Origin of the sequence: Croceibacterium ferulae (assembly GCF_003660445.1) — a bacterium.
Taxonomy (GTDB): Bacteria; Pseudomonadota; Alphaproteobacteria; order Sphingomonadales; family Sphingomonadaceae; genus Croceibacterium; species Croceibacterium ferulae.
Genome location: NZ_QZVQ01000006.1, coordinates 100350 through 121861, shown reverse-complemented (window position 1 = coordinate 121861; position 21512 = coordinate 100350). Strand labels below are relative to the sequence as shown.

The following is a 21512-nucleotide window of genomic DNA, read 5'->3' as shown; positions in this document are numbered from 1 at the left end:
GACCGAACCAATCCCATGAGGAGCGACAAGCCTTGGTCCGTTACCTGCACACCATGATCCGCGTCACCGATCCGGACGCCACCATCGCCTTCTTCGAGCTGCTGGGTCTGGAAGAGGTCAGGCGCATGGAGAGCGAGAAGGGCCGCTTCACGCTGATCTTCCTGGCCGCGCCGGGGCAGGAGGGCGTCGCCGAGGTGGAGCTGACCTGGAACTGGCCGGCCGAGGATGGCAGCCCGGCCGAAACCTACACCGGTGGCCGCAATTTCGGTCACCTCGCCTACCGCGTGACGAATGTCTACGAGACCTGCCAGAAGCTGGCGGACGCAGGCGTCACCATCAACCGCCCGCCGCGCGACGGGCACATGGCCTTTGTCCGCACGCCGGACGGCATCTCCATCGAGATCCTGCAGGAAGGCGAGCATCTCGCCCCGGCGGAGCCATGGGCCAGCATGCCCAATACCGGCGAGTGGTGACAGCCGCCTTTCACTTGCCAAGCGGCCGGTGACGCTCCACCTGCGGCAAATGTCCAAAGTCCTGCCGCAAGTCGTGATCATCGGCCGACCCAATGTCGGCAAGTCGACCCTGTTCAATCGCCTGGTCGGCCGCAAGCTGGCGCTGGTGGATGACCAGCCCGGCGTGACGCGTGACCGGCGGGTCGGCGATGTGTCGCTGTCCGGAATGAAGTTCCAGATCATCGACACCGCCGGGTGGGAGGACGAGGACGAGGCCACCCTGCCCGGCCGCATGCGCCACCAGACGGAGGCCAGTCTGGTCGGCGCACAAGGCGCCCTGTTCGTGATTGATTCCCGCGCCGGCCTGACCCCGCTGGACGAGGAGATCGGCCGCTGGCTGCGCGCGCAGAAGGTGCCGGTCGTCCTGGTCGTCAACAAGGTCGAAGGCCGTTCGGGGCAGGACGGCATCCTGGAAAGCTATTCGCTCGGCCTGGGCGATCCTGTCGCGATCTCGGCGGAGCATGGCGAGGGCATGGCCGACCTGTTCGAGGCGCTGCAGCCCATCGTCGAGGGCTGGGACGCGCCCGATATCGCAGAGCCGGCGGAGGATGCGGACCCCGCCGCGCCGCTGCAGCTCGCCATCGTGGGCCGGCCCAATGCCGGCAAGAGCACGCTGATCAACCGCCTGCTGGGCGAGAACCGCATGCTGACCGGGCCGGAAGCCGGCATCACCCGCGATTCGATCGCCGTCGACTGGCAATGGCAGGACCGCACCGCCGGGCTGACCCGCGCGGTGAAGCTGATCGACACGGCCGGCATGCGCAAGAAGGCCAAGGTGGACGACAAGCTGGAGAAGCTGAGCGTCGCCGATGCGCGCCGCGCGGTCGATTTCGCCGAGGTCGTGGTGCTGCTGCTGGATGCGACCCGCGGGCTGGAGGTGCAGGATCTGAAGATCGCCAGCATGGTGATCGAGGAAGGCCGCGCGCTGATCGTCGCCATCAACAAGTGGGACGTGGCGGAAGATGCCAGCGGCCTGTTCAACGGCATCCGGGCCGCGCTGGAGGAAGGCCTGGCGCAGCTGCGCGGCGTGCCGCTGGTGGCCGTCTCCGCCCTGACCGGCAAGGGCACGGACCAGCTGATGGCCGCCGCCTTCAAGGTGCGCGAGGACTGGAGCCGCCGCGTGTCCACCGCGTTGCTGAACCGCTGGTTCGACGACGCGATGACCGCCAACCCGCCGCCGGCGCCCGGCGGACGGCGGATCAAGCTGCGCTACATCACGCAGGTCGGCACCCGCCCGCCGCGCTTCGTGATTTTCGGCACGCGGCTCACCGACCTGCCGACCAGCTACGAACGTTATCTGGTGAACGGCATTCGCCGCGAGCTCGGCTTTGGCGCTGTTCCGGTGCGCCTGTCGCTGCGCAGCCCGAAGAACCCCTTCGCAGACGATTAGGCGGTGACTTCAGGCCGGTCGGGTCAAGCCGGCCAGCACACAGAGCAAATGAGAGAGCCGGGTCAATTTCCGACAGGATGCGGGGGGCGCGGCACGGTGCCACGCCCCTCATCATCAATGGTCGCCGGAATTGCTCACCATCTCTGGCGCGGACAGGCTGTTGAGCTGCACATAGTTCTGCAGGCCCATCCGCTCGATCATGTCGAACTGGGTTTCCAGGAAGTCGACATGCTCTTCCTCGCTTTCCAGGATGCGCTTGAACAGCTCGCGGCTGCCATAGTCGCGCACCTTCTCGCAATGCTCGATCGCTTCGCGCAGCAGGGGAATGGCCTCTTCTTCCAGCGCCAGGTCGGCGCGCAGGATCTCTTCCACTGTCTCGCCGACCTTCAGCCGGTGCAGCTGCTGGAAATTGGGCAGGCCGTCCAGGAACAGGATGCGCTCCGACAGCCAGTCGGCATGCTTCATCTCGTCGATGCTCTCGTGCCGCTCATGCTCGGCCAGACGCTGCACGCCCCAGTGGTTCAGCACGCGATAGTGCAGCCAGTACTGGTTGATGGCGGTCAGTTCGTTGGTGAGTGCCTTGTTCAGGTACTCGATGACGGTGGCGTCACCCTTCATGTCACGGCTCCTGCGGAATCTGTGCGCACCAGATGGAACGGTGCCCGCCGCGAGGCAAGCCTGTTGATCGGAAAAACCGAATTATTTCCGCAGTTTGAGAGTGATTGTCACTTACTGGCTAGGCAGCGATCCTGCGATTCATGCACGCCGAACGGTACTCGCCCAGCAAATCTTCCGCATCATCAAGGCATTGGCCGCATTGCGGACGCTTGCCCAGCCGCTCGTACACGCCGGCGGCATTGCAGCCCGCGCCCAAGGCGGCGGTCCTGAACTCGGTTTCACGGATGGCATTGCAGATGCAGATATACATGGAAGCTGACGATTCCCGTTCTGATGCGCTCATGTTAATGAGAGCATATCGCAGTAGCAACCCCAATCTGCGAAACGGTTGCAACTTTGCAGGATCGTGCCGGGCCGGCGCAGGCCCCGTCAGCCGTCGACCTTGACGCCGCCCTTCCACAGCATCAGCACCCGCCCCTGCACCGGCTGGCGATCGAACGGAGTGTTGCCGGCGGCCGCGGCCATGCGGTTCGAATCGACGATCCACGGCTTGTCCGGATCGATCAGCGCCACATCCGCCTCCGCCCCGATGCGCAGCTCGCCCGCCCCCACGCCCAGCAGCTGCGCCGGCTTGCGGGCGAGCAGATCGAAGGCGCGCTCCAGCCCGATCACACCGTCCCGCACCAGCGTCATCACGCAGGGCAGCAAGGTTTCCGCCCCGGCCATGCCGGGCGCTGCATCGGCGAAGGGCAGGCGCTTGTCCTCCGGCCCGCGCGGGTCGTGGCCGGATGCGATCACGTCAATCGTGCCGTCGCCGATCGCGGCGATCACCGCCTGCCGGTCCGCTTCGCTGCGCAAGGGCGGCGACAGACGGGCGAAGGTGCGGAAATCCTTGGTGGCGAGGTCCGACAGCATGAAATGCGCCGGCGTCACTCCCGCCGTGACCGGCAGGCCGCGCGCCTTGGCGCCGCGCACCAGGTCCAGCGCGGCCCGCGTCGTCACCTGCCGGAAATGCAGCCGCGCCCCGGCAAGCTCCGCCAGCGCGATGTCCCGCGCCACGGCCAGCGCCTCCGCCTCGGCCGGCGCGCTCGGCAGGCCCAGCCGGGTGGCGATGTCGCCCGCGGTGGCGACGGCGTTGCCGGCCAGCCCGCCATCCTCCGCATGCGTCACCACGACCATGTCCAGCATGGCGGCATATTGCAGCAGCCGCAGCATGGCGCCCGAATCGGCAATCCAGCGCCGCCCGGTGGCAACACCGCGGGCGCCGGCCTCGCGCATCAGCGCCAGCTCGGCCAGCTGCTCCCCCGCCAGGCCCACGCTGGCGGCGGCGAGCGGGTGGACCCAGAAGTCCGGTTTGCCGCTCTGCGCGGCGAAGCGCACCCGCGCCGGGTGGTCCAGCGGCGGGTTCTGGTCGGGCATCAGCGCGGCGCGGGTGATGCCGCCGAAATGGAAGGCCGGCTTGTCGATGGCGAAGGTGCCGTAATCGACCAGCCCGGGCGCAATCAGCGCGCCCCTTGCGTCCACCACCTCGTCGCCATCCTCCGGCGCGACATCGCCGACCCCGCCGATGAAGCCATCCACGCAGCGCAACGCGCCGGGCCGCACGCCGTCGGGCAGGACCAGCCGGCCGCCGGTGATGATCAGCGACCGCGCCTTCATGCCCAGCCCTCCATCTGCCGCGCCCGGCGGGTCAGCACCTCCAGGCACGCCATGCGGATGGCCACGCCCATCTCCACCTGTGCGGTGATCAGCGACCGGCCGGCCAGATCCGCCACATTGCTGTCGATCTCCACCCCACGGTTCATCGGCCCGGGATGCATCACCAGCGCACCCGGCGCGGCGCGCGCCAGCCGTTCCGGCGTCAGGCCGTACAGGTGGCGGTACTCGCGCGGGGAGGGGATGAACTGCCCGTCCATCCGCTCGTTCTGCAGGCGCAGCATCATCACCACCTCGGCCCCCTCCAGCGCGGCGTCAAATTGGTGGAACATTTCCACCCCCATCTGCGTGATCTCCGCCGGCATCAGCGCCGGCGGCGCGCAGACCCGCACCACCGCGCCCAGCGCCTGCAGACACAGGATGTTCGAGCGGGCGACCCGGCTGTGGCGGATATCGCCGCAGATCGTCACCACCAGCCCGTTCATCATCCCATCGCTGCTGGCCCGGCCTGCCTCCCGCAAGGCATGGCGCAGGGTCAGCGCGTCGAGCAGTGCCTGCGTGGGATGTTCGTGCTGCCCGTCGCCGGCATTCAGCACCGGGCAGTCCACCCGGTCCGCGATCAGCTGCACCGCGCCCGAACTGCCATGGCGGATCACGATCGCATCGGCGCGCATGGCGTTCAGCGTCATGGCGGTGTCGATCAGGGTCTCGCCCTTCTTCACGCTGGATTGCGCGGCATGCATGTTGACCACGTCCGCCCCCAGCCGCTTGCCCGCGATCTCGAACGACAGCAGCGTGCGGGTGGAGTTTTCGAAGAAGGCATTGATGATGGTCAGGCCGGCCAGCGCGTCGCTGTGCTTGGCCGGGCGCCGGTTCAGCGCGACCCATTGCTCCGCCTCGTCCAGCAGGAACAGGATCTCGTGAGTCTGCAACTGCGCAATGCCCAGCAGGCCACGATGCGGAAAGGCGAGCGCACCCGCCGGGTAGCGGGCGCGATTGGAAAGTTCGATGGTCATCGAAGGCTGCGCCTATCGCAGCACTGCCCGCCCCTCAAGCTGCATGGGCGCCATCGCTGTTGGCAATGCGCCCCGCCGCCCCCTACAGAGAGGGCGATGCCGCCAACTGGACAGGATTTTTCATGAGTTTCGCACGCAAGGTCTGGCACCTGCTGGTCGGCATCAAGGACGCACTGGTGCTGGTGTTCATGCTGCTGTTCTTCAGCCTGCTGTTCGCCGCCCTGTCGGCCCGGCCCAGTGCGGATGCGGTGCGCGAAGGCGCGCTGCTGCTGCGGCTGGAAGGCACGGTGGTGGAGGAGGTCGCGCCGGCCGATCCGTTCAACCTGCTGCTGCCCTCCGCCGCGCCGACGCGCGAATATGCCGCGCGCGACCTGGTCCGCGCGATCGATGCCGCGGCCGGCGATGCCCGCATCAAGGTGCTGGCACTGGACCTGTCCACCTTCCTGGGTGGCGGGCAGGTGCACATGCTGGAGCTGGCGGAGGCGCTGGACCGCTTCCGCAAGACGGGCAAGCCGGTGATGACCTATGCCCTCGCCTATGCCGATGATGCGCTGCTGCTGGCGGCACATTCCACGGAGGTGTGGGTCGACCCGATGGGCGGCGCGGTGGTGCGCGGGCCGGGTGGGCAAAACCTGTATTACGGCCCCGCACTGGAACGGCTGGGCATCAATGCGCGCGTCTATCGCGTGGGCACGTACAAGAGCGCGGTGGAGCCGTGGGAACTGAGCGGCATGTCCGAACCGGCCCGCCAGAACTCGCAGGAGCTGTATTCCACCCTGTTCGCCCGCTGGCAGGAAGATGTCGCCGCCGCTCGCCCCCGTGCGCAGCTGACGCGTGCGGCGCAGGATGTCGTCGCGCTGATCCAGGCCAATGGCGGCGACACGTCGCGCGCCGCCATCGCCGCCGGGCTGGCCGACAAGGCGGGCACGCTGGACGAATGGGGCAAGCGGGTGGCGGCGCGCGCCGGCACGGACCCGCTAGACAAGGCGCCGGGGGCGTTTGCGCACACTACACTGGATGCCTGGGTGGCCGAACTGGGGCCGGAAGGGCCGGCAGCGTCCATGATGGGCAGCGGCCCGGGTCGGATCGGCGTGATCACGATCGCCGGGGAGATCACCGATGGCGATGCCGGGCCGGGCTCGGCCGGGGCGGAGCGGATCGTCACCGCGCTGGACGAGGCGCTGGACGACAACCTTGCCGGGCTGGTGGTGCGGGTCGATTCTCCGGGCGGCAGCGTCAGCGGGTCGGAAGCGATCCGCCGGGCGGTGCTGCGGCACAAGGCGCGCGGTATTCCGATCGCCATCTCCATGGCCAACATCGCTGCCAGCGGTGGTTACTGGGTGGCCACCACCGGCGACCGCATCTTCGCCACGCCTTCCACCGTGACCGGATCGATCGGCGTGTTCGGCGTGGTTCCGACCTTCGAGGATGCGCTGGCCCGCTTCGGCGTGACCAGCGACGGTGTGCGCACCACGCCGCTGTCGGGCCAGCCCGATCCGATCGGGGGCTTCACCCCGGCGGCCGATGCGCTGCTGCAGGCGACGGTCAGCTCCACCTATGACCGGTTCCTGGGCCTGGTGGCCGATGCGCGCGGAATGGATCGCCAGCGTGCCGACACCTTGGGCCAGGGCCGGGTATGGGATGGTGGCACCGCCCGCCAGCTGGGCCTGGTGGACCAGTTCGGCGACCTCGATGATGCGCTGGCGTGGGTCGCGGGGCGCGCCAAGCTGGCCGAAGGGGCTTGGGCGCCGGTGTTCCTGAGCCAGGAACAGCAGGGCTTCGGTCCGGTGCTGGCCAGCATGATGCAGCCGTCCCAAGGGGCGCGCGCGATCGCGCCGGACATGTTCGCCGCCATCGCCGCCCGCGAAGGCGACCAGCTGGACCGCGCCCTAGCGGACGTCACGCGCCTGCTGGGCCGACAGGGCGTGCAGGCCCGCTGTCTGGAGTGCCCCGCCACTGCGCCGGCGCCCCGGACGGCCCGCAACGAGGCCGGCGGAACGCTGGCAATGCTGCGCGCTTTTCTGACGCGGTAGCTCTTGCATCGCGGGCGGGCCTCTGGCAAAGGCCCGCCCCTGTCATGGGCCGCCGACATCCGGCTGGCCGATGCCGGGCGCGTAGCTCAGTGGTAGAGCACACCCTTCACACGGGTGGGGTCGCAGGTTCAATCCCTGCCGCGCCCACCACCGCCAAGAGCGGTTTCCCCGGTATCGACATCTACGCGGCCGCAGGTTCGCCCGCCGGCTGGCTGTCCTTCTCGCGCCCGTCCGCCCCCTCGCCGCGCTTCGTCGCCACCACCGTGTAGAGCGCGGGCACCACAAACAGCGTGAACAGCGTGCCGATCGCCATGCCCACGCCCAGCACGAAGCTGATGGCGAAGCGGCTGTTGGCGCCCGGCCCGCTGGAACCGACCAGCAGCGGCACCAGCCCGATCAGCGTGGCGATGGTGGTCATCAGGATGGAGCGTAGCCGCAAAGCCGCAGCCTTCTCCATCGCCTGCCGCCGGTCGGCGCCCTCATCCTCCTGGATCTGATTGGCGAACTCCACCAGCAGGATGCCGTGGCGGATGATCGACCCGGTCAGCGCCAGCAGGCCGATCTGGGTGTAGATGTTGGAACTGACCACGCCCACGGCGAAGAACAGCAGCGCACCCGCCAGGCTCATCGGCACGCTGACCAGCATAACCGCCGGATCGCGGAAGCTTTCATATTGCGCCGCCAGCGTCAGGAACACCAGGATCACCGCCAGCCCGAAGGCCAGCCCGATATTGGACCCTTCCTGCGTGAACTGGCGCGACACGCCGGCATAATCGACCGTGTAGCCCTGCGGCAGATTGGCGGCCTGCTCCTCCAGGAAGCCGATCGCCTCGCCCAGCGAAACACCGGGAGCGGGCACGCCGGACAGGATCGCCGCATTCAGCTGGTTGAACCGGCTGAGCGCATTGGGGCGGATTTCCGTGTCCACCGTGGCAAAGGCCGACAGCGGCACCAGCTGCCCGCGGTTCTCGCCCGCCGTGGGCATTGTCCCGCCTTGCATGGCCGCCTGTGCCGCTGGTCCAGCCGCAGCCGCACTGCCGGCGGCGAGCGAGGGATTGGCGCGCACGTAATAATCGTCCAGTTGTTCCGGCGTCAGGCGGAAGGAGCGGTCCACCTGCGGGATCACGCGATAGGACCGTTCGTCCAGGCTGAAGAAATTGACATAGCCTTCGGCCAGCAGCGTCGACAGATCCTGCCCCAGTGTGGCGATATCCACGCCCAGTGCGCTGGCCTTTTCGCGGTCGATCGTCACATTGCCCTGCGCCCGGTCGAAGCTCAGATCGCTGTCGATGAACTGGAACAGCCCGCTGGCACGTGCCGCTTCCAGGATCTGTTCCGACTGTTCGTAGATCGCGCGCGGATCCTCGATCGAACCGAGCACGAACTGCACCGGTGGACCGCCTCCCCCACCGGGCAAAGTCGGCGGCTCAATCACCGTGGCTTCCAGGCCGGCGACCTTGGCCACCGCCTCCGTCAGCTGCGGCTGCAGCGCCTGCTGCGTCTGCTCGCGATCCGCCCAGTCCTTCATCACCGCCCCCGAAAAGGCGCTGTCGGGCGATTCCGCGCCATTGGTGACAAAGGCCAGCTTCACCGATTCGAACCCGCGCACGATCTCCCCCAGCTCGGCGGTCCAGCGCTCCAGCTGGTCGAGCGAGCTGTTGGGATCGGCGCTGGCCTGGATGATCAGGAAGCCGTCATCCTCCGGCGGGGCGAGTTCGGACTGCGCGGCGCTGAACAGGAACCAGCAGCTCGCCAGCACCGCCACGCCGAACCCGATCACCCACCAGCGCAGGTCCAGCGCCTTGCCCAGTGTGCGGGCATAGCTGGCCGATGTCTTGCGGAAGCCCTTGTCCACCCAACGGGCGATACCCTTCTTCTCGCTGCTGTTGGGGCGCAGCACCTTGGCGCACATCATGGGCGACAGGGTCAGGCCGACGATGCCGGACATCAGCGTGGCCCCGGCCACGGTGTAGGCGAATTCGGTGAACAGGCTGCCGGTCAGCCCGCCGATCAGGCCGACAGGCAGGAACACCGCCAAGACCACCACATTCATGGCGACAATGGAGGAGGCCAGCTCCTTCACCGTGCGCTTAGCCGCTTCCTCCGGATCGGCGCCATCCTCGATGTGGCGCATCGCGTTCTCCACGATCACCACCCCGTCATCCACCACCGTGCCGATCGCCAGGATCAGCGCCAGCAGCGTCAGCAGGTTGATGGAATAGCCCAGCAGGCTCATCAGGAAGAACGCGCCCACGATGGACAGCGGCATGGCAATCACCGGCACCAGCGCGGACCGCCACGATCCCAGGAACAGCAGGATCACCACCGTCACGATCAGCAGCGCCTGCCACAGTGCGGAGATCACCTCGTCGATATTGGCGTTCACCGCCACTGTGGCGTCATAGACGATCGTGCCGGTCATGCCGGCGGGCAGATCCTCCTGCACCTGCGGGAACAGCTCGTTCACCTCGCCGATGGTGGACAGGAGGTTGGCGTCGGGCGCCACCTCCACTTCCATGAACACGGCGGGCTTGCCGTTGATGAAGGTGGAGCTGCCGTAATCCTCCGCCCCCAGTTCGACGCGGGCGATATCCTCCAGCCGGATCACCGCATCGCCGGTCTGCCGCACGATCAGCGCACGGAACGCGTCCACGCTGTCGATGTCGGTCCCGGCGGTCAGCGGCAGGGTGTAGGTCGAACCCTTGGTCTCCCCCACCGCGGACAGGTAGTTGTTGCTGGCAAGCGCGGCCTGCACGTCCGACGGCGCGACATCCAGCGCGGCCATGCGCCGGGGATCGAGCCAGACGCGCAGCGCCAGGTTGGTGGAACCCTGGATGCGCGCCTGCTGGATGCCGTCCACCGTCTCGATCTGCGGGCGGATCGCGCGGTTGAGATAGTCCGTCATCTCCGCCGGGCTCAGCGCCTCGCTCTGGAAGGCGATGTACATCGCATCCGTCTCAGCCTCGCTGGTGACGTAGAGGACCGAGTTCTCCGCCTCCGGCGGCAGCTGGTTGGAGACCTGGTTGATCTTGGTCAGGATCTGCGCGACCGCCGCGTTGGGGTCGTAATCCAGTTCCAGATAGGCCTGGATGCGGGATTGCCCCTGCGTGCTGGTCGATTGCAGATAATCGATCCCCTCCGCTTCGGAGATCGCCTGTTCCAGCGGCGTGGTGATGAAGCCGCGCACCAGTTCGGCATCGGCGCCGATATAGGGTGTGTTGATGTTGATCGTGGCCTGCGTGATCTCCGGATATTCGCGCGTGCTCAGCGAAGTGATCGCCTGCAGGCCCAGCAGCAGAATCACCAGGCTGACCACGCTGGCCAGCACCGGCCGTTCGACGAAGCGGGTGAGGAAGGCCATCATGGCCGTTCGGGCACCGCTTGCGCCCCCTGCGTCGCGTCGCGCGGCACCACCCGGATCGGCGCATCATTCTCCAGCTTCAGCTGCCCGGCGGTAACCACCTGCATGCCGGGCTTCAGCCCTTTGGTGATCTCGGTCAGCAGGCCGCGGGTCTGGCCGACCTCGACGAACACGGCGCGGGCGACCAGTTGCGGCTGTTGCCCACCCTCTTGGCCATCCTGCCCTTCGCCACCGGCCTGCGCACTTCCGGGCCCCTGCTTTTCTTCACCGCCGCCGAACAGGCCGGACAGGAATCCGCCTTCCTGCTCTTCCGCCTCCTTCTCCGCTTCTGCGCGCTGCTGCTGCAATTCCTGCGGGGTGAGCCGATGAACCACATAGACCAGGTCGCCATAGGAATTGCGGGTGATTGCGGTGGTCGGCACCGCCACCACCTGCCGCGATCCGGGCAGGTTGACCGTGACGTCGGCGAACATGCCAGGGCGCAGCGCGCGGTCGGCATTGCGCACGGTCGCCTGCACCTGCACCGCGCGGGTGTCCGCCTGCAGGTCCGGGTCGATCGCGGTGACCCGGCCGGCAAAGGTGCGGTCGGCAAAGGCCTCGCTGCTCAGCTGCACCGCCAGCCCTTCACGGATGCGGGTGAAGCTGCGTTCGGGCAGCGGGAAGTTCACGAAGATGGGCGACAGCTGCTGCAGCGACACGATCGGCGTGCCGGGGCTGACATACTGGCCCAGGCTGACCTGGCGGATGCCCAGCGTGCCGGCGAAGGGTGCATCGACGCGCTTCTTTTCGATGATCGTGTCGACTTCGCGGACCTGCGCCACCAGCGCCTGCCATTCGGCGCGGCGCTGTTCAACATCCGCCTGCGCCACCGCGCCGCGTTCGATCAGGCGGCGGGCGCGTTCATAGGCCAGCCGCGCCTGCTCGGCCTGCGCTGCCAGCGCGGCCCGCTGCGCGCGTTCGGTGGTGGTATCCAGCCGCACCAGCGTGCGCCCAGACCCCGTGCTGCCCCCATTGGCGAAGTCGATGGACACGACTATGCCCTCGATGGGCGAGGTCACGTCCACCCCCTGCACGGCTTCGACCGTGCCGACTGCCGTCAGCCGGTCTTCCCAGGTCAGCGCCTGCGCCTCGGTGGCGCTGACGGAGGCGATGGGCGGGCCACCACCGCCCTGCTCCTCCCCGCCGCCGCTGGCGCAGAAGGCCGACATCAACGCCAGCAGGATCAGGACGCCGAGCGCCAGCCACACCATCTTGTGGCGCCAGAACGGGCGTTCCGGCTCCTGCGTGACCTCGGCGGGCTCGCCTTCCGGTGCCGGCAGGGCGAGCCGCTCCTCCGGACTGGGCAGGGCTGGCCGCTCGTCGATGATGCGGTTCGTCATAGCCCCTCCTCCGGCACGCGGCCTTCCATCAGCGTGGCGCGTGTCCCGTCCAGATATTCGCGGGCCGTGATCCCGGCGACCTGCTCCTGCGTCAGCGGCCCGGGGCCGAGTGCGGCGAAGAGGGCGGCGGTGCTCTGGAACCGGTCGGCGATCGCCTGGATGTAGGCGAAGCGCGCATCCTGGTAGACCTGCTGCACGATCAGCACGTCGATGATGCTGATCGCCCCTTCGTCCAGCCGGAACTGCGCCAGCTCCAGGCTTTCGCCCGCAGCCTCCAGCGCAATACGCTGCTGTGCCACCGCATCGGCATTGCTTTCCAGCGCGCGGATACCGTCCGCCACTTCGGTGAAGGCGGTCAGAACCTGTTCCCGGTACAGCGCCAACGCTTCCTGATAGACGGCCACGGCGACGTCGCGCGTTGCCCGCCGCCGCCCCCCGTCGAACAGCGGGGCGAGCAGGTTGGCATTGAGATCGAACACCGGATCGGGCGCCACCAGCGCCAGCCCGCTTGCGCCGCCCGCCAGCCCGAAGGCCCCGTCCAGCGTCAGATTGGGGTACAGATCGGCCGTGGCGACGCCGATTTCGGCACTGGCCCCCGCCAGTACCGCTTCGGCCGCCAGGATGTCCGGCCGGCGGCGCACCAGGCTGGACGGCAGGCTGATCGGCACCGCCTGCGGCAGGTTGATGTCGTCCAGCGCAATGGTCGGGATCGCCGCTTCCGCCGGTGGTACGCCGATCAGCAGCGCCAGCCGGTTCTGTGCGGCGGCCTGTTGCGCACGCAATGGCGGCACGGTGGCGCGCAGCGCGGCAAGGTCCGCCTCCTGTGTCACCAGATCGGCGCGGGCATCCTCCCCTTCGGCGACACGGATGCGCAGCAGGTCCAACCGCTCCGCCTGGGCGGCCAGCAATTCCTCGCGCGTGTCGATCTGCGCGCTCAGGCTGGCGGCATCCAGCGCGGCGCTGACGATGTTGCCCACCAGCGCCAGATAGGCCGCCTGCAATTCCTGCGCCTGCTGGTCGTAATCTGCGGCCGCCGCCTCCACTAGCCGGCGGTTGCGGCCGGCGAGATCGAGGTCGTAGGTGATGGAGGCGCCGACCGTGTAGATGGTGAAGGCATCGCCGCCACCACCGCTGCCGCCGCCGACGGGATCGCTGCCGGGATCGCCTCCGCTGCCATCACCCGGATCGCCCGGAGCGGGCACGCCGGCGCCGCCCGTCCCGCCGCCCGAATCGGCGCGCTGCCGCGCACCCTGTGCACCGCCGCCACCATAGGAGAAGCTGCCCGTGCCGCCCACTTCGGGCAACAGCAAGCCCCGCTGCGCGCGCAGCTGCGCCTCCGCCCCGCGCAGCCGCGCACGGGCGGCGGCAAGCGTGGGACTGTTGGCAAAGCCGCGCTCCACCAGATCCACGATCTGGGGCGAGCCGAACCAGTGCCACCAGCCGGCAGGCAGATCCTGCCCCTGCAGGAAATATTGCGGCACACCGGCAGGGCCATCGCTGGCCACGGTGACAGGCGGCACAGCCTGCGCGGTATAGGTCGGGGTGGCCGGAGGCGGAGGTCGCACGAAATCCGGTCCGGCTGCGCAGGCGGACAGCGCCAAGGCGGCGCTGCACGGTATCAAGGATCGAATGCGCGCGGACGAGTCGCGCCGGATGGCCCCCATGATTCGGCAAGCCGTGAAACCCACGCCTGTTCCCGCATAAGTGCAGGTGCCAGACAGACGCCCCGTGGTGTGGTGATCATGCCCATCGCCTGCAGGCGATGCAGTGTCATTCCGGCGCTTGCGGGAAGGACAGCGTCACCCGCAGCCCGGGTTCGGTGTTGATGATCGCCACCTCCGCGCCCAGCCGCTGCGCGGCGGAGCGCACGATGGCGAGGCCCAGCCCGCTGCCTTCCCGCCCGGCGCTGGTCGCCAACCGCACGAAGCGCTGCCCCACCCGTTCCAGATCGGCGGCGGGCAGGCCCGGACCATCATCGGCCACCGCAATGGTGATCGCCGTGTCCGTCCGCTCCATCGTCACCACGACCAGCCCGCCGGCCCGATTGTAGCGGATGGCATTGTCGAGCAGGTTGGACACGATCTCGAACAGCAAGGTGCGATGGCCGGCCACCATGAAGGGTCCGGGTGCGGCGGCGAGATCCAGCTCCACGCCTGCCTCGATCGCCTGGCCGATGCGGCGGTTGATGACGGCGATCGCGACCTCGCGCAGGTCGACATCCTCCAGCGGCGGCAGGGCGCCGGCCTCCTCCGCCCGGGCGAGCGCCAGCAGCTGCGTCACCAGCCGTTCCAGTCGCTCCGCCGCGTCGGCGATCTCCGCCAGCGCGTCCGGATCGCCGCGCCGGGCCAGCGCCACCTGCACCTTCAGCACGCTGAGCGGGGTGCGCATCTGGTGCGATGCGTCGGCGGTGAAGCGGCGCATGCCCGCGGTCGCGCTGTCCAGCCGGGCCAGCAGATTGTCGAACGCATCGGCCAGCGGGCGCAGCTCCACCGGCAGCGGGCCGGTCTCCAGCGCCGACAAATCAGGCGTGGCGCGGGTATCGCGGGCGGTCACGGCATCGCGCAAACTGGCTAGCGGCCGCAGGCTCCAGCCCAGCGCCGGGCGGATCAGCAGGCTGGCCACGCCCACCAGCACCAGCTCGCCGGCCAGCAGCGCGGCGACCAGGCGCCATCGCAGCGCATTGCGGCTGTCCAGCGTCTCCGCCACCTGCACGATCACCGGCGCGGCAATGCCCGGCAGGGCACGGCGCACCTCCGCGATGCGCACCCGCTGCCCGCGGAACCGGGCATAGCGGAAACGCGGCACCTCTTCCGGAAGGCTGGCGATTTCGGGCGGCGACAGGTCGGGATAACCGGTCAGCAGCGTGCCGCCGACAGCGACGCGGTAGTAGATGTTGTCCTGCTCCGCATTCTCCAGCATGGCGAAGGCGGCAGGCGGCAGGTCCAGCGTGACAGTGCCGCGTTCGACCTGCACCGTATCGGCGATCGCGCCCAGAGCGCCGCCCATCACCCGGTCATTCGCCCGGCGCACCACATCCGCGATCAGCGTCGCGCCCGCCAGCCCCAGCAGGATCGCCACCGCCAGCAGCGGCACCAGCATGGTGGCCAGCAGCCGCGTGCGCAACGCCAGCGTCCGCCCCCGCGAACCAGCGCGCCCTTCAGCCGGCATCGAGCAGATAGCCGACGCCGCGGACCGTTCGGATGGCCGGCCCTCCTTGCGGCAGCTTGGCGCGCAGCCGGGTGATGTTGACCTCCAGCGCATTGCCGCCGACCGGCTCGTCGAAGCCGAACACCTCGGCCAGCAACGTGTCGCGCGGCACGATCTGCCCGGCGCGCGACGCCAGCGCCTCCAGCACGGCCCATTCGCGGCGGCGCAGATCCAGCACCTGCCCATCCACCCGCGCTTCCCCTTGCGACCGGTCGATCGTCAGCGGCCCGACCACGATCTGCGGCGTCGGATCACCCCCGCGCCGGCGGCCGAGCGCGCGCACCCGCGCCTCCAGCTCTTCCGGCGCGAAGGGTTTGCGCAGGTAATCGTCGGCCCCCAGGTCCAGCCCGCGCACCCGGTCGTCCAGCCCGTCGCGCGCGGTCAGCATCAGGATCGGCACCCGCTCCCCCCGCCGCCGCAGCGCATCCAGCACCGCGAACCCGTCCGTGTCTGGCAGCCCGACATCCAGGATGATCAGGCCATAAGGCTCGTCGCCCGCCACCATCAGCGCATCGGCCCCGGTGGCCACATGGTCGATCGCATGGCCCGCCGGGCGCAACAGCGCGGCGATGCTGCGCGCCAGCGGGGCGTCGTCCTCCACGATCAGGATGCGCAAGCGGTGAACTCCCGTGAAAGGCCGGTGACAGTTTCGCGGTGTAATTGCCGCCCATCAGCTTAGCCGACAACAGATGCGGTGAGCGAGAGGAGCTTGAGCCATGCGCAGATCCGTCATCGCCGGCATTGTCCTGTGCGCCGTCCTGCTGGCCGGCGCGACCTGGCTGTGGCTGCAGCCGCCTTCCGCTGCCCGCCTGCAAGCTGAGGCCGAACGGGAAGGCGCCGTGCGCATCCTGGGCAATGCCGATGCCGAAGCGGTTGCGCCGCTGATCGCCGCATTCCGTCGCCAGCATCCGCAGCTGAACGTGACGTACGAGGATCTGCAGTCAAGCGACCTGCACCGCCGCTTTCTGGCCGATGCCGCGGCAGCGCAGCCGGGCGTCGACATCGTCTGGTCCTCCGCCATGGATCTGCAGGCCAAGCTGATCAATGACGGTCATGCGCAGGCCTATGCCAGCCCGCACAAGGCTGCCCTGCCGCCGGAAGCGCTGTGGAAGGACATGGGCTACGGCATCACGGCGGAGCCGGTGGCGCTGGTCTACAACCGGCGGGCGATCGCCCCCGATCGCGTCCCGCGCACCCATCGCGCGCTGGAACAGCTGCTGACCAGCGGCGATCCGGCGCTGCGCGGCAGGGTGGCGACGTATGATCCGGCGCAGTCAGATGTCGGCTACCTCTACCTGACACAGGACCTGGCCGCGACCCGCGACACCTATGCCCTGTGGCGGGCGCTGGCCGCCAACGATCCGGTGCTGGCGAGCACCACCGCCGAGATGGTCGATGCGGTGGCGGAAGGGCGTGCGGCCATCGGCTACAATGTGGTCGGCCCCTACGCCCTGCAGCGGGCCGGGGCGGACGATTGGCTCGGCATCGTGTTCCTCCAGGATTACACGCTGGTCGCATCGCGCATCGCGTTCATCGCCCGCGATGCGCCGCATCCGGCCGCCGGGCGGCTGTTCCTGGACTGGATGCTCTCGCGCGAAGGACAGGCGCTGCTCGCCGGCGAAGGGCTGCCCCCTGTGCGCACCGACATGGCGAATGGCGGCCCGGACGTGGCCCACCCACGCGCCATCCCCGGCGGCCCGCAATTGTTCGTCAACCTCGATCCCGTGAAGCGCCGGCGCGTGCTGGGCGAATGGGATGCCATTCTTGCCGAAGGGGCAGGCTCATGACCAAGGCTTTTCGTACAACAAGCGCGCTGGTCGCGCTGATCGCCGCCACGCCGGCGCTGGCGCAGGCCCCCAGCCCCGCCGAGCTGGAGGCGCTGGTCCGCGCCCAGGCGGCCGAGATCGCGGCCCTGCGCACCCGGCTCGACCGGCTGGAGGCGCAGCAGGCCGCACCCACGACCGCGCCTGTCGTCGTGGCAGCGCAGGATAGTGCCGCGCCGGCCCCGGTAGCGGCCGATCCGGTGGTCGCCGTCACCCGGCCCTTCGCCCCGCAGATCGTGCCGCCCGGCCCGGCGGAACGGAACGTGGCGCAGGTGGAGGCCGCCAATGCGGCCGGGGTCACCACCGAATGGGGTGCGGGCCTGCCGGTGTTCCATTCGGCGGACGGCGTGTTCACCTACAAGCCGCGCGGCCGCATCCTGACCGACATCAGCAGCACCTTCGGTTCCGGCGTGGACGGGCGCAACATCACCACCACCGGCATGCGCGCCTTGCGGCTGGGCGTCGAAGGCGGCGTCGGCACGCAGTTCTTCTACCAGTTCGAAGCCGACTTCTCGGAAAACGAGGTCGATATCGTCACCGCCTTCATTGGCTGGCGCGACCGGATCGGGGCGGGCCTGGATTACGATGTGCGCGCCGGGCACCTGTTCAACGACCGCAGTTTCGAAGGATCGACCGGATCGGATTCGACGCCGTTCATGGAACGCACGGTGGTGGCGACCGCGATCATCCCGCAGCGTGGCTTCTACGGCATCGGCATCATGCCGCGGCTGTTCTGGAAGAATGGCCATGCTTCCCTGACTGTCACGGGTGACCGGGTCGACGGGGCGCAGGCGGTCAGCGACAGCCGCACGGCGCTGGGCCGGGTGCACTGGAATCCGGTCAAGAGCGATCGCGGGGTGCTGCATCTGGGCCTGTGGGGCTTTGACGAATCGCTGAACCCCCTTGCCGGATCGCTGACCCGCAACACGGTGATCGGGGGCCGCTTCAATGGCGCACTGCGCGTATCCACCGGGCCGCTGCTGGGCGGCACCGGCACCACCGGCTATGGCGCGGAACTGGGCGGCTATGTCGGCCCCGTCTGGGTCATGGCGGAGGCGGGGCAGCGCCATGCGCGGCTGGATGCCGGCCGGCCGGACTTCACCAGCCAGGCCTGGAGCCTGTCGGGCGGCTGGTTCGTCACCGGCGACCTGCCGCCCTACAATCCACGGTTGGGCAGTTTCGGCCAGCCAAGCGTGCTGCGCCCGATCTTCGACGGTGGGCCCGGCGCGATCGAACTGACCGCACGGTACGAGAACCTGGACTTCACCGACATCGCCACCGGCGGGCGCGGCTGGGCCGCGACGATCGGCGCCAACTGGTATCTCAACAGCTTCACCCGGCTGCAGCTGAACGCGATTCACTGGAACACCGAGACTCCCACCGGCCCCGCGGCCGGCAGCGATGACGGCCAGACCGTCAGCGCCCGCATCGGCGTCACCTTCTGATGCCCCGCACCCATCCAGCGCAAGGACACACCCGATGACCCTGGCCCTTTACGGCTTCCTGATGGTGGCCACCTTCATGACGCTGATCATGTCCAAGCGGATGACCCCGCTGGTGGCGCTGATTGTCGTCCCCACCATCTTCGCCCTGATCGCCGGCTTTTCCGCGGGCCTGGGCGACATGATGATCGAGGGGATCCGCAACCTGGCGCCCACGGGCGTCATGCTGCTGTTCGCCATCCTGTTCTTCTCGATCATGACCGATACCGGCCTGTTCGACCCGCTGGTCAACCGGCTGCTGCGGGTGGTGCATGGCGATCCGCTGCTGATCCTGATCGGCACGGTGGTGCTGTGTGCGCTGGTCAGCCTGGATGGCGACGGATCAACGACCTACATCATCACCATCGCTGCGCTGCTGCCGCTGTACAAGCGGTACGACATGAACCGGCTCTATCTGTGCTGCCTGCTGATGAGCACCAGCGGCATCATGAACCTGACCCCGTGGGGCGGCCCCACCGCGCGCGCCGCATCCGCGCTGGAATTGGACCCCGCGACCGTGTTCCTGCCGCTGATCCCCGGCATGATCGCCGGCCTGGCCTTCCTGATCGGCCTGGCCGTGTGGTTCGGGCGCAAGGAACGCCACCGTCTGGGCCATGTGAAGACGAACGAGCCGACCACCTTCACCGGCATGGCCGTGTCCCAGTTCCCGGAGGCACGCCGCCCGCATCTGCGCTGGGTCAACGCCACGCTGACCGTCACGCTGCTGGCGGGCCTGGTGTCCGGCATCATGCCGCTGTCCGTGCTGATGATGCTGGCCTTCGCGCTGGCGATGATCATCAACTACCCCCAGGTGGCGGAGCAGAAGGAGCGGATCGCCGCCCACGCCGGCAACGTGCTGTCGGTCGTGTCGCTGATCTTCGCCGCCGGCATCTTCACCGGCATCCTGTCGGGCACCGGCATGGTGGAGGCGATGAGCGAGGCTGTGGTGGGCATCATCCCGCCGGCCATGGGCCCCTACATGGCGCCGATCACCGCCGCGCTCAGCCTGCCCTTCACCTTCTTCATCAGCAATGACGCGTTCTATTTCGGGATGTTGCCGATCCTGGCGGAAGCGGGTTCGCACTACGGCGTGTCGCCGATGGCGATCGCCCGCGCATCGCTGATGGGCCAGCCGGTCCACCTGCTCAGCCCGCTGGTGCCGTCGACCTATCTGCTGGTCAGCCTGGCGGGGATCGACCTGGCCGATCACCAGCGCTTCACGCTGATCCCGGCCACGCTGGTCTGCGCCGTGATGACGCTGGTGGGCATGGCGGTGCTGGCCTTCCCGTTCGCGGGCTGAGCGAAGATGCTGCAGCCTGCCTTCCGCTTCGCCCTCGCACTCGCCATCGGGGCGGTCGGCGGCGCGCTGTTCCTGCTGGTGGATGCGCCGCTGCCCTGGGTGCTGGGGTCGATGGCGGGGTGCGCCATCGCCAGCATCGCGGGGCTGCCGGTCGCCGCCAGCTCCGCCACAAGGCGGCCGATGGCGGCGGTCGTCGGCGTGGTGCTGGGCAGCACGTTCCACCCCGGTCTGTTCGCATTGGTGCAGCAGTTCTGGCTGCCGCTGCTGCTGTTGCCGCTGTTCCTGGCCGTGTCGGCGCTGCTGTGCGTGACCTGGTTCCGCCGCGTGGCTGGCTTCGATCCGGCGACAGCCTGGTTCGCCGGCATGCCTGGCGGCGTGGCGGAGATGGTGCTGCTGGGCGGTGAACGCGGTGCGGACGAGCGCACCGTGGGGCTGGTCCATGCAGCCCGCATCTTCCTGGTGGTGTTCACCCTGCCCTTCATCATACGCCTGTTCCACGCCGGGCCCGCCACGACCGGCACCGCCGCGGCGGCCGCCGCCACGGCAGGCACCACCACCGCCGACCTGTCGCTGCTGCTGTGGGGCGGCGGCACCATTGTCGTGGGGCTGCTGCTGGGCCGCGCCCTGCGCCTGCCCGCCTGGCACCTGCTGGGGCCGCTGGTGGTGAGCGCGACGTTGCACATGACGGGTGTGACCGACTTCCGCATGCCCGGCTGGCTGCTGGCGGCGGCACAGGTGGGGATCGGCGCCACGATCGGCTGCCGCTTCGCCGGCCTGGATCTCCGCAGCTTCGCCCGCACCATGGCGCTGGCGGCGGGATCGACGGTGATCCTGCTCGGCCTGACCTTCGCCTTTGCCGCCGGTCTTGCCCGCATCACCGGGCTCGACATCGAACTGCTCGCGCTCGCCTACTCTCCCGGCGGCCTCGCCGAGATGAGCCTGGTGGCGCTGGGGCTGGCGCTGGAGCCCGGCGTGGTGGTGATCCACCACCTGGCGCGCGTGATCATGGTGCTGGTCGCGGCGCCCGTCTTCTTCCGAACCACCGCCACGGAGCCCCTGTCATGATGATCAACCGCATTCCGCTGATCCTGCTGCCGGCGCTGGGCTGTGACGGGCAGCTATGGTCGCGGCAGGTGGTGGCTCTGGGCGACCTGGCCCATCCGCAACTGGGCGACCTGAGCGTGGACGACACGCTGGCGGCGATGGCCCGCCGCGTGCTGGCCCATGCGCCGCCGCGCTTCGCCGTCGCGGGGGTCAGCCTAGGCGGCTACGTCGCGTTGGAGATGATCCGTCTCGCGCCCGAACGGATCGCCCGCGTGGCGCTGTTTGCCACCCGCGCCAGCATGCAGTCCCGCCCGCGCACCATGGCGGAACAGGGCACGCTGGCCATCGCGCCCCATGCCGATCCTGCGCTGACGCCGATCATCAGCGGTCCGGTGCAGGCCATGGCGGAACGCGTGGGGCCGGACGTGTTCGCACGGCAGCAGCGCGCCTTGCTGGAACGGCCCGACATCGGCAGCGCGATCGACACGATCCGGGTGCCCACGCTGGTCGCCGTCGGGGAGCGCGACCGCATCTGCCTGCCCGAAGACGCCCGCCAGCTGGCGGACCGCATTCCCGGTGCCCGCTTCCACGTGCTGCAACATTGCGGCCATCTGCCGCCGATGGAGCGGCCGGGTGAAACCACCATGCTGCTGCGGGAGTGGCTGGCTGCACCCCAGCCACGATAAACGCCG

17 protein-coding genes and 1 tRNA gene are annotated in these 21512 nt (G+C 69.1%); 9 read left to right on the top strand and 9 right to left on the bottom strand.

All coding sequences use genetic code 11. The features are described from left to right. Positions 1–32 precede the first annotated feature (32 nt). Both D5S08_RS08080 and der read left to right on the top strand, forming a co-directional pair. Positions 33–473: a VOC family protein gene (locus D5S08_RS08080; protein WP_121117350.1), complete on the top strand. Its 441-nt coding sequence runs from the start codon at positions 33–35 to the stop codon at positions 471–473. A gap of 49 nt (positions 474–522) precedes the next feature. Further along, positions 523–1902, top strand: coding sequence for a ribosome biogenesis GTPase Der (der, locus tag D5S08_RS08075; RefSeq protein WP_121117348.1), 1380 nt, complete (start codon positions 523–525; stop codon positions 1900–1902). A gap of 114 nt (positions 1903–2016) precedes the next feature. On the opposite strand, the gene bfr is transcribed toward der, so the two are convergent. The 4 genes from bfr to D5S08_RS08055 form a co-directional block, all read right to left on the bottom strand. Then, a complete protein-coding gene (bfr, locus tag D5S08_RS08070) occupies positions 2017–2520 on the bottom strand; it encodes a bacterioferritin (protein ID WP_121117346.1) in 504 nt (167 codons plus the stop codon). A gap of 118 nt (positions 2521–2638) precedes the next feature. Further along, entirely contained in the window at positions 2639–2863 is a 225-nt protein-coding gene (locus tag D5S08_RS08065; protein WP_338322956.1) for a (2Fe-2S)-binding protein, read from the bottom strand. Between the two features lie 86 nt (positions 2864–2949). Beyond that, positions 2950–4179, bottom strand: coding sequence for a dihydroorotase (locus D5S08_RS08060; RefSeq protein ID WP_121117342.1), 1230 nt, complete (start codon positions 4177–4179; stop codon positions 2950–2952). Next, on the bottom strand, positions 4176–5192 hold the full coding sequence (locus D5S08_RS08055) for an aspartate carbamoyltransferase catalytic subunit (RefSeq protein ID WP_121117340.1): 1017 nt from the start codon (positions 5190–5192) through the stop codon (positions 4176–4178). The genes D5S08_RS08060 and D5S08_RS08055 overlap by 4 nt, the downstream gene beginning before the upstream one ends. A 122-nt stretch (positions 5193–5314) precedes the next feature. Between D5S08_RS08055 and sppA the strand changes: the two genes are divergently transcribed. Further along, positions 5315–7225 (top strand): signal peptide peptidase SppA, encoded by a 1911-nt coding sequence (sppA, locus tag D5S08_RS08050; protein ID WP_121117338.1) that lies wholly within the window; start codon positions 5315–5317, stop codon positions 7223–7225. A 75-nt stretch (positions 7226–7300) separates the two neighbouring features. Further along, a tRNA-Val gene (locus tag D5S08_RS08045) sits at positions 7301–7375 on the top strand. A 31-nt stretch (positions 7376–7406) separates the two neighbouring features. Here the strand turns inward: D5S08_RS08045 and D5S08_RS08040 are convergent. The 5 genes from D5S08_RS08040 to D5S08_RS08020 all read right to left on the bottom strand — a co-directional run bounded on the left by D5S08_RS08040 (position 7407) and on the right by D5S08_RS08020 (position 15788). Continuing rightward, a complete protein-coding gene (locus tag D5S08_RS08040; RefSeq protein ID WP_175578901.1) occupies positions 7407–10589 on the bottom strand; it encodes an efflux RND transporter permease subunit in 3183 nt (1060 codons plus the stop codon). Beyond that, a complete protein-coding gene (locus tag D5S08_RS08035) occupies positions 10586–11965 on the bottom strand; it encodes an efflux RND transporter periplasmic adaptor subunit (RefSeq protein WP_121117334.1) in 1380 nt (459 codons plus the stop codon). The genes D5S08_RS08040 and D5S08_RS08035 overlap by 4 nt, the downstream gene beginning before the upstream one ends. Beyond that, positions 11962–13530 carry an efflux transporter outer membrane subunit gene (locus tag D5S08_RS08030; RefSeq protein ID WP_162301942.1) on the bottom strand — a complete coding sequence of 523 codons (1569 nt, stop codon included), beginning with the start codon at positions 13528–13530 and terminating at the stop codon, positions 11962–11964. Before D5S08_RS08030 ends, D5S08_RS08035 begins: the two co-directional genes overlap by 4 nt. Before the next feature lie 205 nt (positions 13531–13735). Continuing rightward, positions 13736–15088 carry a sensor histidine kinase gene (locus tag D5S08_RS08025; RefSeq protein ID WP_338322954.1) on the bottom strand — a complete coding sequence of 451 codons (1353 nt, stop codon included), beginning with the start codon at positions 15086–15088 and terminating at the stop codon, positions 13736–13738. 34 nt (positions 15089–15122) lie between these two features. Then, a complete protein-coding gene (locus D5S08_RS08020) occupies positions 15123–15788 on the bottom strand; it encodes a response regulator transcription factor (RefSeq protein WP_175578900.1) in 666 nt (221 codons plus the stop codon). A gap of 100 nt (positions 15789–15888) precedes the next feature. Here D5S08_RS08020 and D5S08_RS08015 point away from each other — a divergent pair, with 100 nt between their 5' ends. The 5 genes from D5S08_RS08015 to D5S08_RS07995 are packed head-to-tail and all read left to right on the top strand — an operon-like array spanning position 15889 to position 21506. Then, positions 15889–16959: an ABC transporter substrate-binding protein gene (locus D5S08_RS08015; RefSeq protein WP_121117328.1), complete on the top strand. Its 1071-nt coding sequence runs from the start codon at positions 15889–15891 to the stop codon at positions 16957–16959. After that, a complete protein-coding gene (locus D5S08_RS08010; RefSeq protein WP_121117326.1) occupies positions 16956–18440 on the top strand; it encodes an OprO/OprP family phosphate-selective porin in 1485 nt (494 codons plus the stop codon). Before D5S08_RS08015 ends, D5S08_RS08010 begins: the two co-directional genes overlap by 4 nt. Continuing rightward, positions 18397–19776, top strand: a complete 1380-nt coding sequence (locus D5S08_RS08005; RefSeq protein ID WP_338322953.1) for a CitMHS family transporter — start codon at positions 18397–18399, stop codon at positions 19774–19776. Before D5S08_RS08010 ends, D5S08_RS08005 begins: the two co-directional genes overlap by 44 nt. A gap of 6 nt (positions 19777–19782) precedes the next feature. Continuing rightward, positions 19783–20841 carry an AbrB family transcriptional regulator gene (locus D5S08_RS08000; RefSeq protein ID WP_121117322.1) on the top strand — a complete coding sequence of 353 codons (1059 nt, stop codon included), beginning with the start codon at positions 19783–19785 and terminating at the stop codon, positions 20839–20841. Beyond that, the gene (locus tag D5S08_RS07995; protein ID WP_241557296.1) at positions 20838–21506 is read left to right on the top strand and encodes an alpha/beta fold hydrolase; all 669 of its coding nucleotides are present in this window, start codon (positions 20838–20840) and stop codon (positions 21504–21506) included. Before D5S08_RS08000 ends, D5S08_RS07995 begins: the two co-directional genes overlap by 4 nt. Positions 21507–21512 lie beyond the last annotated feature (6 nt).

What these genes read in the sequence shown, in the direction of transcription:
- D5S08_RS08060 (WP_121117342.1), bottom strand. Translation starts at nt 4,179, where the DNA reads ATGAAGGCGCGGTCGCTGATCATCACCGGCGGCCGGCTGGTCCTGCCC.
- D5S08_RS08005 (WP_338322953.1), top strand. Translation starts at nt 18,397, where the DNA reads ATGACGGCCAGACCGTCAGCGCCCGCATCGGCGTCACCTTCTGATGCC.
- D5S08_RS08040 (WP_175578901.1), bottom strand. Translation starts at nt 10,589, where the DNA reads ATGATGGCCTTCCTCACCCGCTTCGTCGAACGGCCGGTGCTGGCCAGC.
- bfr (WP_121117346.1), bottom strand. Translation starts at nt 2,520, where the DNA reads ATGAAGGGTGACGCCACCGTCATCGAGTACCTGAACAAGGCACTCACC.
- D5S08_RS08035 (WP_121117334.1), bottom strand. Translation starts at nt 11,965, where the DNA reads ATGACGAACCGCATCATCGACGAGCGGCCAGCCCTGCCCAGTCCGGAG.
- D5S08_RS08065 (WP_338322956.1), bottom strand. Translation starts at nt 2,863, where the DNA reads ATGAGCGCATCAGAACGGGAATCGTCAGCTTCCATGTATATCTGCATC.
- sppA (WP_121117338.1), top strand. Translation starts at nt 5,315, where the DNA reads ATGAGTTTCGCACGCAAGGTCTGGCACCTGCTGGTCGGCATCAAGGAC.
- der (WP_121117348.1), top strand. Translation starts at nt 523, where the DNA reads ATGTCCAAAGTCCTGCCGCAAGTCGTGATCATCGGCCGACCCAATGTC.
- D5S08_RS08000 (WP_121117322.1), top strand. Translation starts at nt 19,783, where the DNA reads ATGCTGCAGCCTGCCTTCCGCTTCGCCCTCGCACTCGCCATCGGGGCG.
- D5S08_RS07995 (WP_241557296.1), top strand. Translation starts at nt 20,838, where the DNA reads ATGATGATCAACCGCATTCCGCTGATCCTGCTGCCGGCGCTGGGCTGT.
- D5S08_RS08010 (WP_121117326.1), top strand. Translation starts at nt 16,956, where the DNA reads ATGACCAAGGCTTTTCGTACAACAAGCGCGCTGGTCGCGCTGATCGCC.
- D5S08_RS08015 (WP_121117328.1), top strand. Translation starts at nt 15,889, where the DNA reads ATGCGCAGATCCGTCATCGCCGGCATTGTCCTGTGCGCCGTCCTGCTG.
- D5S08_RS08055 (WP_121117340.1), bottom strand. Translation starts at nt 5,192, where the DNA reads ATGACCATCGAACTTTCCAATCGCGCCCGCTACCCGGCGGGTGCGCTC.